General features: G+C 69.3%; 12 protein-coding genes and 1 pseudogene. 8 read left to right on the top strand and 5 right to left on the bottom strand.

The genetic code is table 11. The features are described 5' to 3' along the window. Nucleotides 1-173 precede the first annotated feature (173 nt). A complete protein-coding gene (locus C3B71_RS06750) occupies nucleotides 174-839 on the top strand; it encodes a phosphatase PAP2 family protein (RefSeq protein ID WP_159097658.1) in 666 nt (221 codons plus the stop codon). Here C3B71_RS06750 and C3B71_RS06745 read toward each other — a convergent pair. Both C3B71_RS06745 and C3B71_RS06740 read right to left on the bottom strand, forming a co-directional pair. Next, nucleotides 830-2,563 (bottom strand): DNA polymerase Y family protein, encoded by a 1,734-nt coding sequence (locus tag C3B71_RS06745; RefSeq protein ID WP_108966934.1) that lies wholly within the window; start codon nucleotides 2,561-2,563, stop codon nucleotides 830-832. The two genes, C3B71_RS06750 and C3B71_RS06745, sit on opposite strands and share 10 nt — an antisense overlap. Continuing rightward, a complete protein-coding gene (locus C3B71_RS06740; protein WP_108966932.1) occupies nucleotides 2,560-3,513 on the bottom strand; it encodes a hypothetical protein in 954 nt (317 codons plus the stop codon). The genes C3B71_RS06745 and C3B71_RS06740 overlap by 4 nt, the downstream gene beginning before the upstream one ends. A 164-nt stretch (nucleotides 3,514-3,677) precedes the next feature. Between C3B71_RS06740 and C3B71_RS06735 the strand changes: the two genes are divergently transcribed. Further along, nucleotides 3,678-4,253 carry a YbhB/YbcL family Raf kinase inhibitor-like protein gene (locus C3B71_RS06735; protein WP_108966929.1) on the top strand — a complete coding sequence of 192 codons (576 nt, stop codon included), beginning with the start codon at nucleotides 3,678-3,680 and terminating at the stop codon, nucleotides 4,251-4,253. A gap of 30 nt (nucleotides 4,254-4,283) precedes the next feature. Here the strand turns inward: C3B71_RS06735 and C3B71_RS06730 are convergent, their stop codons facing one another. Beyond that, nucleotides 4,284-4,742 carry a tRNA (cytidine(34)-2'-O)-methyltransferase gene (locus C3B71_RS06730; RefSeq protein WP_108966927.1) on the bottom strand — a complete coding sequence of 153 codons (459 nt, stop codon included), beginning with the start codon at nucleotides 4,740-4,742 and terminating at the stop codon, nucleotides 4,284-4,286. A 95-nt stretch (nucleotides 4,743-4,837) separates the two neighbouring features. Here C3B71_RS06730 and C3B71_RS06725 point away from each other — a divergent pair, with 95 nt between their 5' ends. The 3 genes from C3B71_RS06725 to C3B71_RS06715 are packed head-to-tail and all read left to right on the top strand — an operon-like array spanning nucleotide 4,838 to nucleotide 7,982. Next, the gene (locus tag C3B71_RS06725; protein ID WP_073332569.1) at nucleotides 4,838-6,217 is read left to right on the top strand and encodes an MFS transporter; all 1,380 of its coding nucleotides are present in this window, start codon (nucleotides 4,838-4,840) and stop codon (nucleotides 6,215-6,217) included. Next, nucleotides 6,214-7,164, top strand: coding sequence for a PfkB family carbohydrate kinase (locus C3B71_RS06720; RefSeq protein ID WP_108966925.1), 951 nt, complete (start codon nucleotides 6,214-6,216; stop codon nucleotides 7,162-7,164). The genes C3B71_RS06725 and C3B71_RS06720 overlap by 4 nt, the downstream gene beginning before the upstream one ends. Further along, nucleotides 7,161-7,982: a hypothetical protein gene (locus C3B71_RS06715; RefSeq protein ID WP_073332574.1), complete on the top strand. Its 822-nt coding sequence runs from the start codon at nucleotides 7,161-7,163 to the stop codon at nucleotides 7,980-7,982. Before C3B71_RS06720 ends, C3B71_RS06715 begins: the two co-directional genes overlap by 4 nt. A gap of 32 nt (nucleotides 7,983-8,014) precedes the next feature. Here C3B71_RS06715 and C3B71_RS06710 read toward each other — a convergent pair whose 3' ends face one another. Then, nucleotides 8,015-9,472, bottom strand: coding sequence for a dihydrolipoyl dehydrogenase family protein (locus C3B71_RS06710; RefSeq protein ID WP_108966923.1), 1,458 nt, complete (start codon nucleotides 9,470-9,472; stop codon nucleotides 8,015-8,017). Nucleotides 9,473-9,709: 237 nt separating this feature from the next. On the opposite strand from C3B71_RS06710, the gene C3B71_RS06705 reads away from it, so the two are divergent. The 3 genes and pseudogenes from C3B71_RS06705 (at nucleotide 9,710) to C3B71_RS06695 (ending at nucleotide 12,896) form a co-directional block, all read left to right on the top strand. Further along, entirely contained in the window at nucleotides 9,710-10,300 is a 591-nt protein-coding gene (locus tag C3B71_RS06705) for a YbaK/EbsC family protein (RefSeq protein ID WP_073332579.1), read from the top strand. 461 nt (nucleotides 10,301-10,761) lie between these two features. Then, a pseudogene (locus C3B71_RS06700) lies at nucleotides 10,762-11,969 on the top strand (IS110 family transposase). 129 nt (nucleotides 11,970-12,098) lie between these two features. Continuing rightward, entirely contained in the window at nucleotides 12,099-12,896 is a 798-nt protein-coding gene (locus C3B71_RS06695; RefSeq protein WP_159097657.1) for a D-glucuronyl C5-epimerase family protein, read from the top strand. A 51-nt stretch (nucleotides 12,897-12,947) separates the two neighbouring features. Here the strand turns inward: C3B71_RS06695 and C3B71_RS06690 are convergent, their stop codons facing one another. After that, complete coding sequence (locus C3B71_RS06690) at nucleotides 12,948-14,648, bottom strand: NAD(P)-binding protein (RefSeq protein ID WP_073332584.1); 1,701 nt, start codon at nucleotides 14,646-14,648, stop codon at nucleotides 12,948-12,950. Between the last annotated feature and the right edge of the window lie 50 nt (nucleotides 14,649-14,698).

Genomic DNA, 14,698 nt, shown 5'->3' with positions numbered 1-14,698 from the left:
TTCCTCTCCCGGAGCGGGCGCAAGGCCCTCTCCGCAACCTCCGGTGCCCGCCCGTCGGGTCCGGGGCGACCCGCCGTAGATGCTACCGGCCGACCGCGCACTCCCCCGCACCCGCTCCGCCGCAGTCGCGCGTCACAGGTTGCACCCAGGGCGGGCCTATAGGCTCGCGTCTAATGCAGCAAACCATCGCCGTCCCGCAGCGGGACCTCCGTCCGCTTCTCGCTCTTATGGCGACGGCGGCGGCCGCCGTGTTCGCATGGCTGGCGGTGAGCACCGAGTGCGGATACTCCCCGGCCGTCTACGATCCGGCGGTTACCGCCTGGGCGGTGCGGGCACGGCACGGGCTGGTCACCGCGGTGGCGTGGCCGGTCACTCAACTGGGCGGCACGCTCGGGCTGACGCTGCTCACCGCGGCCGTATGCACGTTCCTACTGTTGCGCAGGCATTGGCGCCGCGCCCTGGTGCTGGCCGGGGCCATGGTCGGCTCTTCGCTGCTAACGGTGATATTGAAGCTCATCTTCGCTCGCGCGCGCCCATCCACCGCGCTGCTGCTGGGCGACCCCGCCTCCTCCTGGTCGTTCCCTTCCGGACACTCGTTCAACACCGGAGTGTTTGTGGGCGTGCTGGCGGGATTCGCGCTGGTCTCGACGGCGTCGCCTGCCCGCAAGGCGCTGGCGGGCATAGCGGCGTGCATGGCCGCCGCCGCTGTGGGCCTGTCGCGCGTATACCTGGCCTACCACTGGTTGACGGACGTATTGGCCGGCTGGGCCATCGCCCTGGTGTGGTTGTGCGTGGTCGGCATCGTCAGCCTCACCGTGCTGGGACCCCGTCAGGAGTAGACGCCGTCGACCCACCAGCGGCCCGCACGAGCGAGTAGCAGAGGCGGGCCGACGTCGGTGACAACCTGCAGGTAGGCACGGCGCGACGCGCCCCCGGGCCGCCACCAGTGCTCGTCGACCGGCCAGGGTCCCGCCCAAGACACGACCCGCCGCTCCCCGCGCCAGTACTCCAGCGGCTCACCCCATCCGTCCCATGCGGCTGGGGCGGCGTCCCCGCGGGCGCGGTCCAGGTCGACGCGTGCCGGCGCGGCTACCAGCTGCCCCTGGGCATCGACGCCGACGTCGTGCCCGCCGTCGTCGAGCAGGCGGGCCGGCAGCGGCGCAGGGGGCACCAGGGTGGGCGAGGGGGCGGGCAGGGCGCCGGCCCAGGGAGCCGTCTCCGCGGCCGCACTTCCGGGGCCTGTTTCACGGATGTTGTTCGCACCGCCGACGGATGTCTCCCCCCAGCCGACGAGGGCGGTGCGCGAACGCGGATCCCGTCCGGGGCGCAGCACGGGGACGCACACACCGCCGGCACCGAGGAGGGATTCGACGCGTCCGGCCGCACGGTGGGCTCGGCGTTCAACCTGCTCCCCGGGCCGGGTCCACAGGCCGGCCTGGGCGGCGCCCGCGGGAGTGAGCTCTAGGGCAACGAGGCGCAGGCGGGTCAGGGGTGCGGCGGGCGGTCGGCCGGAGCGACCGGCCAGCCAGCCCTCCAATTGCCAGCGCACGCGGTCGGTGAGGTCGGCGGGCGCGGGCGTGGTGCCCAGCAGCCAGGAGCGGCCCAGCTCTGCCCCGTCCTCGCACTCTGCCTCCACCCGGAGGCGTCCGGCCGACAGGCCCAGCGCGACAAGACGCTGGGACAGTTGCTCGGCGAGGGAGCGGGCGGCCCAGGCTGCGGTGTCGGACCGCGCGACGGGAGGGTCCAGCGGGGTCTCGGCGACGACGTCGGCAGCGGGACGGGCGGCCCGAGGCAGGGTCTCCCAGTCTCCTGAGGCGAGGCGGTGCAGGCGCTCCCCCGCTGGCCCGAAGCGGGCGGCAACGTCGCGGCGGGGCAGGGCGGCGAGGTCGCCGAGCCGGCGCAGGCCGAGCCGGTCGAAGTCCTCCAGCAGCTCTCGTGCCTGTCGGCGATCCCGCTCGGCGGCCAGGGCGTGTAGGAGGGAGGGCAGCGGCCAGGGGGTGAGGAACTCGGGCGTGCTCCCGGGCGGGACGATGACACCGTGGCGGGCGGCGAGGACGACACCGAGCAGGGAGTCGGCAATGCCGATCTGGCATTCAACCCCCGGCCCGGTGGCGACGGCCTCAACGAGGGCGGCGGCCAGCGGCTCTTCCCCGCCCGCCCAGCGAGCCGGGCCGCGCGCGGCAGACAGCGCCAGTCCGGGGCGGGCGACGAGCGGATCGGCGAGAAACTCGGTGAGGGCCTCCATGACGGTTTCGTAGGTGCGGGCCTCCCGTTCGGGCTGCGGGGGCAGGACGACGAGCTCGGGGCACAGCGACCGGGCCACACGCAGCCGCATGCCGCGGGCGACACCGGCCGCACGGGCCGGCGCCGAGGCCGCAATGACGCCCCTGCCGCCCACGACGGCAACGGGAACCAGGGCCGGATCGGGCACATCGGGTCGTTCTCGCGACTCCAGGGTGAGGGCGACGACGGGCCAGTCCGGCGTCCAGACGGCGACGAGCCGCAGCCCGCGAGACTCCGGGGCGGGCGGGAACACGCTCGCAGCGGGAGTTAAGGAGGTCATGCGCCCTCCCGTCCCGGCGCTTTCGGTGACCGGCGCGCCGCGGTGACGAGGGCCAGGTGCGAGTGCCGACGCGGCGAATTGGCGGCAGGAGCCTCGGCGGCCGCCGGGGCGAGGCGGGCGCCGGCGGCATCGAACAGCAGGCCGACCCGCCCGGGGCGGTGGGGGTCCTGCACGCTCCAAGTAAGGCGCCGCAGGTAGCCGTCGGCCAGCTCTCGCGCCTCACCCGGCTCCGGCTCCCCGGCCGGTTCCTGCCCCGGTACCACCGCCGCGCCACGCAGCGACACCAGGACACCGCCCGTCTGCGCTGCGGACGCCGGTGAGGCGGACGAGGCATGCAGGGTACGGGAGCCCTCCCAGGGGAAAGGGGTGAGGATGAGGCAGCGGCGTTCCCGGGCGCGGGCCAGGAGGGTGCGGCGGTCGCGGGGGCGCAGGCGGGCAGCGGCCGTCGCGGAGATCAGGAGGACGGCGACACCGTCCATTAGGGCGCCGAGGGCCGAGGTGAGCAGGTTGGACGGCAGGTCCGCGGCGGGGACGGCGAGCACGCGGGAGAGGTCGAGGCCGGCCTCGGCGGCGGCGCACCAGCCCAGCCCCTCACAGCCGACGACCCCACACCAGTCCTCCGCCCCCTGCCGGAGGGCCGCTACGGCCAGTAGGGCGCCGGCCGATCCGGTCAGGGACACCGCGCCGACGGCGTCCGCTCCGAGCGGCAGGAGCGCCGCGGGCGTTGCGGCCCCCATCTCCGGGAGGGCGTCCGGGGCCGCGAGCGCGACGGCGCCGGATACGGCCGCCGCCCGCCCGGTTTGCGCAAACGCTTGGGCGACCTCCCGGGCGGCCCGCCCGTGCAGGCCGGCGCGATCCTCGGCACGGGCGAGGGCGGCGCGGGCGGCGGCGAGGCGCTCCACGCGCACCGCCGCCCCGGGTGCACGGGCGCCACGCCGGGTCTGTTTCATGGCACCTCCTCTCAGCAAGGAACATCTATCGAACACCTGTTCGATGTCTGCTTGCAAGGGTAGCGCCGGCCTCTGACACGAATCGCCGCGGGGGCGCGTCTACAGTGGTTGAAACGGCCCCGGCCAGCCCGCCGACGGCCGTCCGATTTTCAAGGAGGTCCGCCATGCCCGCAGATCTGACACGTCCCCGTCCGCCCTTCCCCTACGACTTGCTTCCGGCCGTTCCCGCATTCACGCTGGCCTCCGCCGACCTGGTCGACGGCGAGCGCATGCCCGACCGGTTCACCGCCGTGCACGAGAACATCTCCCCCGAGCTGCACTGGTCGGGTTTCCCGGCCACCACCCGCTCCTTCGTGGTCTCCTGCTTCGACCCCGACGCCCCCTCTCCGGCCGGCTGGTGGCACTGGACGATCCAGGACCTGGACGCGTCGGTCACCTCACTGCCGCAGGGCGTGGGCGAGTCCGATCTTCAACTGGACGGCGCCGCCTTCCACGCCGTCAACGACTCGGGCACGCACGCCTGGTCCGGCCCCTACCCGCCGGCGGGCGACGGCGACCACCGCTACATCTTCGCCGTGCACGCCCTGGACGTGGACACCCTCGGCCTGGACGACGACGCCTCCCCGACGACGGTGGCGGCGCAGTGCTCCTTCCATGCCATCGCCCGGGCCCTGCTGACCGTCACCTACTCCCAGCCCGGCGAGCCCGGCGCCGCCCCGTTCCTTCAGGAAGCCCGCTAAGGCCGGTCGGGGACGCCCCACGCGGCGCGCTTACGCGGCGCCGGGGAAACCGAGGCTTCGCCACGCCTCATACAGGCCGACGGCGGCGGAGTTGGCCAGGTTGAGCGAACGGCTTCCGGGGAGCATGGGAATGCGTACCCGTCCGGTGACGCGCGGATGACTCATCACCGCTTCGGGCAGGCCGGTGGGTTCGGGGCCGAAGAGCAGCGCGTCGTCCTCATGCCAGGTGATCTCGGTGTAAAGGGTGGCGGTGCGGGCGGTGAAGGCGAAGATGCGTCCGGGCACCTGCTCCAGGCACTCCTCCCAGGTGGCGTGCACGCGGGTGCGGGCCAGGTCGTGGTAGTCCAGGCCGGCGCGGCGCAGTTTGGCGTCATCCATGTCGAATAGGGGATCCACCAGGTGGAGCGTCGCCCCGGTGTTGGCGCTTAGTCGAATAGCGGCGCCGGAGTTACCCGGGATGCGCGGTTCAAAGAAGACGACGTGCAGCACGCGGGATATCCTGCCACAGCGACGGCCGCGCCCTAGCGCTCAGTGCGGTGCCGCGCACGCCCGCTGAGGAATACCGTTCACAAGAAGGACCATCATTGAAGAAGCTGCTGCAATCCTTCGGGTTCGCCCCGAGGACATTCGTCCAACTGTTGTTCATAACCCTCAATGCGCAATTACTGTATGCGTTCTGGGACATCCGCAATACCCTGCCGAAGGATTTCCCGATCGCCATGGGGGTTACCGACGCGCAGGCCGGGCAGCTGTACTCCATGCAGGGCCTCGTCATCATCCTGGGCACGATTCTCCTGGGATGGATCGGTGACCGGTTCAGCGTCCGCACCATCATGGTGCTGACCACGCTCGGAGTCGGCGCGATCTCGCTGTTCATCTCCGTGTTCTCCCCCAACCTGTCATTCCCCACCCTGCTGGCGTGCTTCTTCCTGATGCTGCTGCTCAGCGAGGTGCTCTTCAAACCCGCCAACTTCAAGGCGGTGCGGACCTCCACCTCCGAGGATCACCAAGGGGCCGCATTCGGGTTCTTCGAGTTCGGCCGCGGTCTGCTCGCGTTCCTCGTCTCGCTGCTGTGGACGGCGCTCATTGCCGCCGGAGTGGGCGCGCGCGGCATCATGCTGACCGGATCGGTAATCGTCCTGGCCACCGCCATCCTGGTCTTCTGGGCCGCCCCCAAGGGCACGCGCGTGGGAGACGACGACGAGGTCAACGCCTCCACCATTGAGGCGATCAAGGGGATCGGTAGGGTTGCGAAGCTTCCCGTCGTCTGGCTCGCCGGCCTCAACGTTTTCTGCATCTACGGCACCTTTGTGGCGGCCGGAACCTACTTCGCGCGGTTCCTGCAGGCGGGTTACGGGTCTTCCGCCCTGGTCGCGGCGGTCTTCTCCACCGTGGTCATCGGCCTGCGCATGCTGCCTCTGGTCTCCTCGGTTCTGGTTGAGAAGGTCTTCAAATCCACGTCCCACTTCATGCGGTTCATGTCAGCCGTCCTCAGCGTGCTGCTGCTCGCCATCGCCGTCGTTCTGTTCACCCATCCCGCGTCGGTGACCAGCTTCCCCGCCGGGAACCCGCCGGCGCACATCGTGTCTTCCGGCGTCATGCCCGCACTCATCGTCCTGATGCTGCTGGCCTCGGGGTGCTGCTTCATGATCCGCGGCGTCTACTACGCCCCGATCGGTGAGTTCAACGTGCCCGCAAAGCAGTCCTCTGCCGCCATGTCGTTCGCCATCACGCTCGGCTACATTCCCGCCCTGCTCGGGCCGATTGTGTTCGGCGGGCTGATCGTCCCCTCCGAGGCGGACGCGTCCGGCAACATCATCACCGAGCAGCTGACTCCGACCAGCACGCTTGGGGCCGCTTTCGTCGGGCTGGCGGCGCTCGCGGCGGTCGCCTTCTGCCTGTCCTCTGTGCTGATCCGCCTTAAGAACCGGCAAGACGCCGACGCAAGAAAGGCAGCTGCATGAACGCGCCCAACGCCAGCGCCGCCTTGGAGGACTTCGACACCCAGGTGATCGGTCCCGTCTGCGTCGACATTAATGTCGATCACACTGGGAAGACCACCCGTGCCGTTGGTGGGGCGGTCATTTGCGCGGCCGCCGCGGCCGCTTCCCTGGGGCACAGCGTCCAGGCGGTGGCAACCGTGGCCGCTGCGGACCGGGGGCTGCTGTCGCACTTCCCGGCGAGCGTGCGGCAGGTGGTTCCCGTAGGGTCTGCGCACACGGCGTCGATCCGAAACGAGTACGCCACCGCCGACCAGGAGCGGCGGACATCTTCGGCCATCTCCTACGCGGACGCGATCGGTGCGGCCGACGTGCCCGCCTGCTCCGCCCGCATTCAGCACCTGGCGGGGCTCATGGTGGGCGACTATGCGCCCGAACTGGTCCAGACGCTGTCGCAACGCGGGGACCTGGCCGTCGACATGCAGGGTTTCATCAGGCAGCGCGTACCGGGCTCAAACCTGCTGCGCTTCATGGAGTTCAAGCACGGCGCGGATTTCTATAGCCATATCCGTTTCCTCAAGGTGGATACCGCCGAGGGCGAGCACCTCACCGGCCGCACCGACAGGCGCGACATCGCGCGTGCTCTCAAGGACCAGGGGGCAGACGAGATCATGGTGTCCAACGCGCGCGAGATCCTCATCCTCGACGACTCCGGCTTCCACGTGTGCCCACTACGGCCAAGGAGCCTAGCAGGGCGGACGGGACGCGGAGACACGGTGTTCTCCGCCTACATAACCGAACGCATCGGACACGACGTGGATCAATCCCTGCTCACCGCATGCGCGACGGTGTCCCTAAAGATGGAGACTCCCGGCCCGCTGGTCTGCGGCCGAGGCGACATCGAGGCATATCTGAGGCGTTTCTATGCCGACCTGGCCGACATGGCTCACCACGATGGAGGCAACCGTTGACCACCGCGGACCCGGCCGAGTTCATTTCCGACCTGCCCGACGACACTCCCCTGTGCGCGCTGACAATTCCCGGCACGCACGACACGATGACGAGTGCGTGCACGCATCCCTACTACCGCACCCAGGATCTCGGTCTGGCCGAGCAGATCGGTTGCGGCGTTCGGTACTTGGACCTGCGGCTACGGCGCACCATGGTTGCGGCCCACCGTGAATGGATCAGTGACATCTCCGCCGAGTCCATCCTGCAGACCCTACGTGAACACCTTACCGCCCACCCCCGGGACTTCTTCCTCGCGCGGATACAGAACGCCAATGAGGCGAAAGACGACTTCGAGGCGTATGGGAACGCACTGATGACCCTCATCGCCAAGAATCGAGACCTGTTCTGGACTCCGGAGCAAGCGGGCGGGGGCACCGTCTGGCCTGCCCTGGGGAGCATTCGCGGGAAGGTGGTCGCCTTCGAATGCGCACCGGCACAATTCTGCCTGACGGCTGTCGGGGATCGGCCCTGGGCCGTGCCCTGGCACGACAATCGACGCATCCTGCTGCAAGACGACTGGGACGGTCCCGAACCCGCGGCGAAGCTCTCCCAGATTGAGCGGCTCTACACTCACCGCGGCGACGACGACTGCCTGCTGCTCAACCATGTCAGTGCCACCAACGGACGACTGGGCACGCCGATCGCCTATGCGCAGCGCACCAATCCGCAAGTGCTGCGGCTGCTGCGGCAGGCGCATGGGCGCGGCGTACTCATCTTCGACTTCGTCGACTCCGAACTGGTTGATGCCGCCTGGGGCGTAAGCGCCCTCCGGTCCTGACGCCGCCGCGGCGTCAGGCCGCAAGACGCGGCTCAGCCCAGTGAGTCGAGGACGATGTTGAGCCCCTCCCCCATGGTCGGGTGGGAGATGGGGGCGTCGCGCAACTGCTGCCAGGGCATGCCGGCGAGCATGGCCACCTGGACGGCGGTGATGACCTCTCCGGCGCTCTCACCGATGATGGCGGCGCCGAGGATCCGGTCGGTGTCGGCGTCGACGATCACCTTGTAGAAGCCGGCGGTGGCGCCCAGCGTCTTGGCGCGGGGAACGGCGGCGGTGGGGGTCTTGGCGACGCGCACGTTGTGCCCGGCCGCCCGCGCCTGGGCCTCGGTGAGGCCCACATGCCCGAGCTCCGGGGTGGCGAACACGGTCCAGGGGATGACCCGCCCGGCGGTGGAGGCCTCGCGGTCGTCCAGCAGGTCCCGCAGCACCCGGAAGTCGTTCCAGGAGGCGTGGGTGAACATGGGCGTGCCGGCCACGTCTCCGGCCGCATAGACGCCGTCGGCGGTGGTGCGCAGGTGGTCGTCGACGCGCACGAAGCCCCGCTCGGTCAGTTCTACCCCGGCCGCCTCCAGGCCCAGCCCGGCCGTGACCGGGGTCCGTCCCAGGGCGACGAGCAGGTGGGATCCGGTGGCCTCGCGGCCGTCCTCGGTGCGCACCACCACCGGCCCGGAGCGGGCGGAGGAACGCACGGCGCTCACGCGGGCGCCGGTGAGGACCTCCACGCCGAGCGCCTCCAGGCCGGCGGTGACCTCGGCGGCGACGTCGTCGTCCTCCCGGTTCAGCACATGCTCCCCGGAGTGGAGCAGCGTGACGGGCACACCCAGCATTCCCATCAGGGAGGCCATCTCCACGCCGATGACCCCACCGCCGAGGATGAGCAGGTGCCCGGGCAGCTCGGGCAGCGTGAGCAGGTCCTCGCTGGTCCAGTAGGGGGTGTCGGCCAGGCCCGGAATGTTGGGGATGGCCGGGGTGGTGCCGGTGTTGATCAGGACACGGCTGCCGCGCACCCGGCGCACGGCGCCGTCGGCGGTGGCGATCTCCACGGTGCGAGGGGCCACGAAGCGCGCGGTGCCGCGCACGAAGTCCATCCCGGAGTCGGCGAACATGGTCTCGTGGGCCGCAACCATGCCGCCGACAACGCTCTCCTTGCGGCGGCGCAGCGCGACCAGGTCGATGCGGGCGCGGGTCAGCAGCGCGGTGTCGTCGCGAGAGCTGGAGTCGTCGGCACCCAGTTCGGGCAGGGACACGCCGTAGGCGGCCGCACCCTGGACCTGGTGCAGAACACGCGCGGAGGAGATCAGGGTCTTGGTGGGGATGCAGGCGACGTTGATGCAGGTGCCGCCGACCTTGTCGCGCTCAACCATGACTACGGTATCGCCCTTGCGGGCACGCAGCATGGCCAGTGACTTACCTGCCTTACCCCCTCCGACGACGAGTAGATCGACCTCCTGGACCTGTGGGGATGCGGTGACGGCGGTGGTGTCGCCCATGTACTTCTCCTCGGTCTTCCCGTGGCCGGTCCCATGCCCACTCGGGCCTCCGGTCCGCGGCGGTGTTCGTGAGGCGCGCGCCTCGATCGGTTGCTGTCGCAGGTGGCAACGCCGCACATGGCACGGTTCATTCCCACTGTTGGTCACCACCGTGGGGCAACTGCGCCGTAGACTCCCTGCGGAGCTCCCCTCCGGCAAGGACTCCTCCCGCCGCCCAGAATTGAGAGGTTGTGCCGTATGACCGAACTGCGTGAACCCGCCGATGTCTTCGCCGAGACGCTCGGCTGGCAGCCCGCCCTGGAGCGCACGGACCTGCTCGCCCCGCCCGTCGCCGCAGCGCTACACGCCCTCGCAGACACCACGGAGGGGCATGACCTGGCTGCTGCGGCGCAGGTGGTGGAGATCGACCCCGCCCTGTCCGACACGGACGCGCTGAACGCCGAGTACTCGCTGAACCCCGAGGCCACCGGCAACTGCGTACTGGTGGCGGGCAAGCGCACCGGCGAGCGGCGCCTGGCGGCCTGCGTGGTGCGGGCCACCGACTTCGCCGACGTCAATCACCTGGTCAAGCAACTCATCGACGTGCGCAAGGCGTCCTTCCTGCCCATGGAGCAGGCCGTGGAGATGAGCGGCATGGCCTACGGCGGCATCACCCCGGTCGGCCTGCCCGCCGATTGGCGGCTGCTGATCGACGCGCAGGTGGCCGCGCGCGACACGATGCTCATCGGCTCCGGCGTGCGCCACTCCAAGCTGCTGGTGCCCGGGGCCCTGCTGGCCGCCCTGCCCGGCGCCGAGGTGATCGAGAACCTGGGCGTCACGCCCGCCTGATGGTGTCAGCGCCCAGCCCACTCGCCTTCGCACAGCAGCCCAGTCACCTAGCAGAACGCCGGAGCGTATACAAATGACCCCCAGTTCGACGAGCCCACGTTTGTCGCGGCGCCACTATTTGCTCACCACCACCGTCGGCCTGGGAGCATCATTGGCCGGCTGCTCAGCAGCGGCACCGCGGGCGACCAGCACAGTTTCCAGCGCATCCACGCCCGTTACCTTGTTTGTGGTCGCCGGTGAAGGAGTGCCGGTGGCTGGGCCAGCCGCTGTGGGCATGATGTCTTGCCCCTGTCGTTTGATGATCCGGGGGGTGTTGTCACCCATGGTGGCGGGCGGATGGTGATCGCTGATTAGGGGAACGGACCAAGGCGCCTTAGCCTTAGAGTCCTTTCGTAACGTGGGTGCGGGGCCGTCTGCCTGACAGGCTGACCCACCAACGCACGAGAGAGGCACGCGGGAAGATGGATATCGAGGATGTGGAGGTCTTCATCGGTATTGACGTGGGCAAGGCCGAGCACTGGGCCACGGCCCTGACCGGCGACGGGAAGAAGCTGTTCGACAAGGCCCTACCCAACAGCGAGGACCGGCTGCGCGAGGTCTACGAGCAGCTGATGGAGCACGGCCGGCTCCTGGTAGTGGTGGACCAGCCCGCCACCATCGGCGCCCTGGCGGTGGCGGTGGCCCAGGACATGGGCATAACTGTGGGCTACCTGCCCGGCCTGTCGATGCGCCGTATCGCGGACCTGACCCCGGGCAGTGCCAAGACCGACGCGAAGGACGCCGCGGTGATCGCCGACGCCGCCCGCACCATGCCCCACACGCTCAGGTCCATCAGCACTTCGGACGAGGACGCGGCCGCGTTGAGCATGCTCACCGGCTTTGACCTGGACCTGGCCCGCCAGGTCAACCAGACCGCAAACCGTATCCGGGGCCTGTACACCCAGATCCACCCTGCCCTCGAGACTGTGCTGGGCAAGTGGCTCGAACACGACAGCGTGCTGGAGGTGATCGCCGCCTGGCCCACCCCCGCCCGCCTGCGCAAGGCCGGGCGAGCCCGGATCGACGCCAAGCTCAAATCCAACGGGTGCAGACGCCATGCCGCCTGGGCGCAGGCCATCACCGACGCCCTGGGCAAGCAGACCGTCGTGGTCGCTGGTACCGACGCGGCCGGGGTGGTGCTGCCCCACCTGGCCCGCCAGCTCATCGCCCTGCACGCCCAACGCGACGATGTCGCCGCCCAGGCCAGTGGCCCTGGCGGGTGGCCCACCCTCTTTACCCGGTCCTGACCTCCATGCCCGGGGTGGGGGTCCCGGCCGCCGCTGTGTTCCTGGCCGAAACCGCGGGCAGAACATTCCCCACCGGCGCCCACCTGGCCTCATACGCCGGCCTGACACCAGTCACCCGGCGGTCCGGGTCCTCCATACGCGGCGAGTACGTCTCCCACGCGGGCAACAAGCGCCTCAAACGCGCCATGTTCCTGTCAGCCTTCGCATCCCTCAGATCCGACCCCGCATCCCGGGCCTACTACGAACGCAAACGCGCCCAGGGCAAGCGCCACAACCAAGCCGTACTCGCCCTCGCCCACCGCCGCATCCTCACCCTATACGCCATGATCCGCCACGGCTCCCTCTACGACCCACCAGCCCAACAACTACCCACCGCCGCTTGACAAACCACATAGGGGCACCCCCCCCCGCACACGACCGCAACACCACCGGCTCTCGGGGAGACTTATTCAATTGACCTGACCGGGGTATACGATCCTTTCGGACTCAACCCGAGCATTATCGACAAATATGTGCCTTTAGATAACGGCACCGACGGACCGCAGGTCAATGCTCAGGGCGCCCTGGTGGTTTCGTTCGAAGACGTTGGCGACGACGTGTACCACCCAACCTCGTACTGCTGGTATGCGCTGCGGGCGCTGAGCGCCTACGACCTCACCGGAAACGAGGAGTACTGGAGGCGTTCCGTCGCCACCGCGCAACGACTACTCGACGGTGCCGACATCGACGGTGAACAATGTTGGCTGCCGTACCCCTTCGACTACGCTCCGCACGGAGACTCCACAATCACTCTACATGCGCCCTGGTACTCAGGCATGGCGCAGGGTATGGCGCTGGCCCTGTGCACACGACTGGCCAGGCGCGCACCGGACCAGAACTTGAGCACCAGCGCCGAGCAGATCCGTAACTCATTCTTCGCTTCCACGGACGGCCCCCATGTCACCGTCACAGACTCGGAGGGATTGACCTGGCTTGAGGAATACTCGGGAGACGCAAATCCGCTGTACGTGATAAACGGACACATTTACGCCATGCTGGGATTGGCGCAGTACGCTCAATACACTAACGACGCAGATGTCATCAACCTGTTCTCCCGAGCCGCGGATACGCTTAAAGCCACCTTCACACGCTGGCGGGTACCCGGCGGCATCTCATATTACTGCGCTTCCGACTACTGTAAAAACGCCGACTGGACGCCCGAAAGCTATCACCGCGGTGTCGCCCGACTGCTACAAACCCTGGCGACCATCACCGGCGACGCTGAATTCAGAACCATGGGACTTCAACTGGACGCGGATTACTCCGCGTGACTCGGTGGTGGAACGGCGGCGCCGCCGTTCCACCACCGAGTCAGACCGCCTTCAGCTCAGCTCCGGCACCATCTCGATAGCGCCGCAGGGGCACTCCTCCACGCAGATACCGCAGCCCTTGCAGTAGTCGTAGTTGAAGGCGTAGCGCTTGCCGGGCTCCAGCTTGATCACGGCGTTGTCCGGGCACACCCCGAAGCAGTTGTCGCACTCGAAGCAGTTGCCGCAGCTCATGCAGCGCCGCGCCTCGAACAGGGCGTCATCCGCGCTGAGTCCCTGGACCACCTCGTCAAAGGTCTGGGAGCGGCGGGCCCCTTCCAGGCGCTCGCGCACCTGCTGGGGCGCGTCGGAGTAGTACCAGGAGTTGATGGCGCCGATGTCGGCCAGCCGATGGCGCTCCGGGTGCTGGTAGACCTCGCCGCGCAGGTAGGCGTCAATGGCGCGGGCGGCCTGCTTGCCATGTCCGATGCCGACCGTGACGGTGCGCTGGGAGGGCACCATGTCACCGCCGGCGAACAGTCCCGGGTGGCCGGTCATGAACTGGTCATCGACCTGCACCACGCCGTCCTCGATCGTCAAGCCCTCCACCCCGTCGACCAGGCCCAGGTCGGATTCCTGTCCCAGGGCGAGGACCAGGGAGTCGGCCTCCAGGTCCTCGAACTGACCGGTGGGCTGGGGGAAGCCGGTCTCGTCCAACTCCATCTTCTCGATGCGCAGCTTGCCGGCGTCGGCGTGCTGGACGGTGGACAGCCACCGCATCTGGATGCCCTCTTCCAGGGCCTCAACCACTTCGGAGTCGTGGGCGGGCATGCGGTCGCGGGTGCGCCGATAGACGATGATCGCCTCCTCGGCGCCCAGGCGCTTGGCGGTGCGGGCGGCGTCGAGGGCCGTATTGCCGCCGCCGTAAACCACCACGCGCCGCCCCAGCATGAGCTGGTCGGCGGCGTCGTCGCCGGCCTCGCGGTCGTCCTCCACGTCCTTGAGCAGGGTGACGGCGTCGAGGATGCGGGCGGCCTCACCGGCCGGAATGTAGGTGCGCCGCCCGACCTGAGCACCGATGGCCAAGAACACGGCGTCGAACTCGCCGGAGTCCAGTTCGGAGGTGATGTTGTCGACCTTGCTGTTCAGGACGAAGTGGACCCCCATGCCCTCGATGCGGGCGATCTCGGCGTCGAGCACGTCGCGAGGAAGACGGTAGGCGGGGATGCCATACCGCATCATCCCGCCCGCCTTGGGGGCGGCGTCGCGGACGGTGACGGCGTGGCCGCGCCGGCGCAGCTGGTAGGCGGCGCTGAGCCCGGCCGGGCCGGCCCCGACCACCAGCACGTGCTTACCGGTATCCGGCGCGCACGGGTCGGGCTGCCACCCCTGACGCAGCGCCTCGTCGCCCAGGAACCGCTCGACGGCGTTAATACCGACGGCCTCATCCACCTTGCCGCGGTTGCAGGCGGTCTGGCAGGGGTGGTAACACACGCGGCCCATGACGGCGGGCAGCGGGTTGTCCTGCATGAGTGTGCGCCAGGCCCGCTCGTAGGAGCCGTCCTCGGCGTCATAGAGCCATTTCTGAATGTTCTCCCCGGCGGGGCAGGCGTCGTTGCAGGGCGGGAGGAAGTCGCGGTAGACCGGGCGCTCCACCCTCCAGGCGCCGGTCTTGTTCGCCAGGGAGGAGGCCGTGGCCAGGGTGACGGCGAAGGGCCGGACCTTCCCGGCGCCGCCCCCTGCGGGCGCGGCTTCAGGAGCAGAAATAGTGGTCATGTCAGTCCTCCTTGGGGGCGTCGTTGAGGTCCGCGCGCGCCCCCAGGGTG

Source organism: Actinomyces sp. Z16, from assembly GCF_003111765.1.
Taxonomy (GTDB): domain Bacteria; phylum Actinomycetota; class Actinomycetes; order Actinomycetales; family Actinomycetaceae; genus Actinomyces; species Actinomyces glycerinitolerans.
The sequence above is the reverse complement of the archived record's forward strand: the minus strand, read 5'-3'. Positions and strand labels throughout refer to the sequence as shown.

Excerpts from the sequence above, each read along its gene's own strand:
- C3B71_RS06750 (WP_159097658.1), top strand. The coding sequence starts at position 174 with ATGCAGCAAACCATCGCCGTCCCGCAGCGGGACCTCCGTCCGCTTCTC.
- C3B71_RS06745 (WP_108966934.1), bottom strand. The coding sequence starts at position 2,563 with ATGACCTCCTTAACTCCCGCTGCGAGCGTGTTCCCGCCCGCCCCGGAG.
- C3B71_RS06740 (WP_108966932.1), bottom strand. The coding sequence starts at position 3,513 with ATGAAACAGACCCGGCGTGGCGCCCGTGCACCCGGGGCGGCGGTGCGC.
- C3B71_RS06735 (WP_108966929.1), top strand. The coding sequence starts at position 3,678 with ATGCCCGCAGATCTGACACGTCCCCGTCCGCCCTTCCCCTACGACTTG.
- C3B71_RS06720 (WP_108966925.1), top strand. The coding sequence starts at position 6,214 with ATGAACGCGCCCAACGCCAGCGCCGCCTTGGAGGACTTCGACACCCAG.
- C3B71_RS06710 (WP_108966923.1), bottom strand. The coding sequence starts at position 9,472 with ATGGGCGACACCACCGCCGTCACCGCATCCCCACAGGTCCAGGAGGTC.
- C3B71_RS06705 (WP_073332579.1), top strand. The coding sequence starts at position 9,710 with ATGACCGAACTGCGTGAACCCGCCGATGTCTTCGCCGAGACGCTCGGC.
- C3B71_RS06690 (WP_073332584.1), bottom strand. The coding sequence starts at position 14,648 with ATGACCACTATTTCTGCTCCTGAAGCCGCGCCCGCAGGGGGCGGCGCC.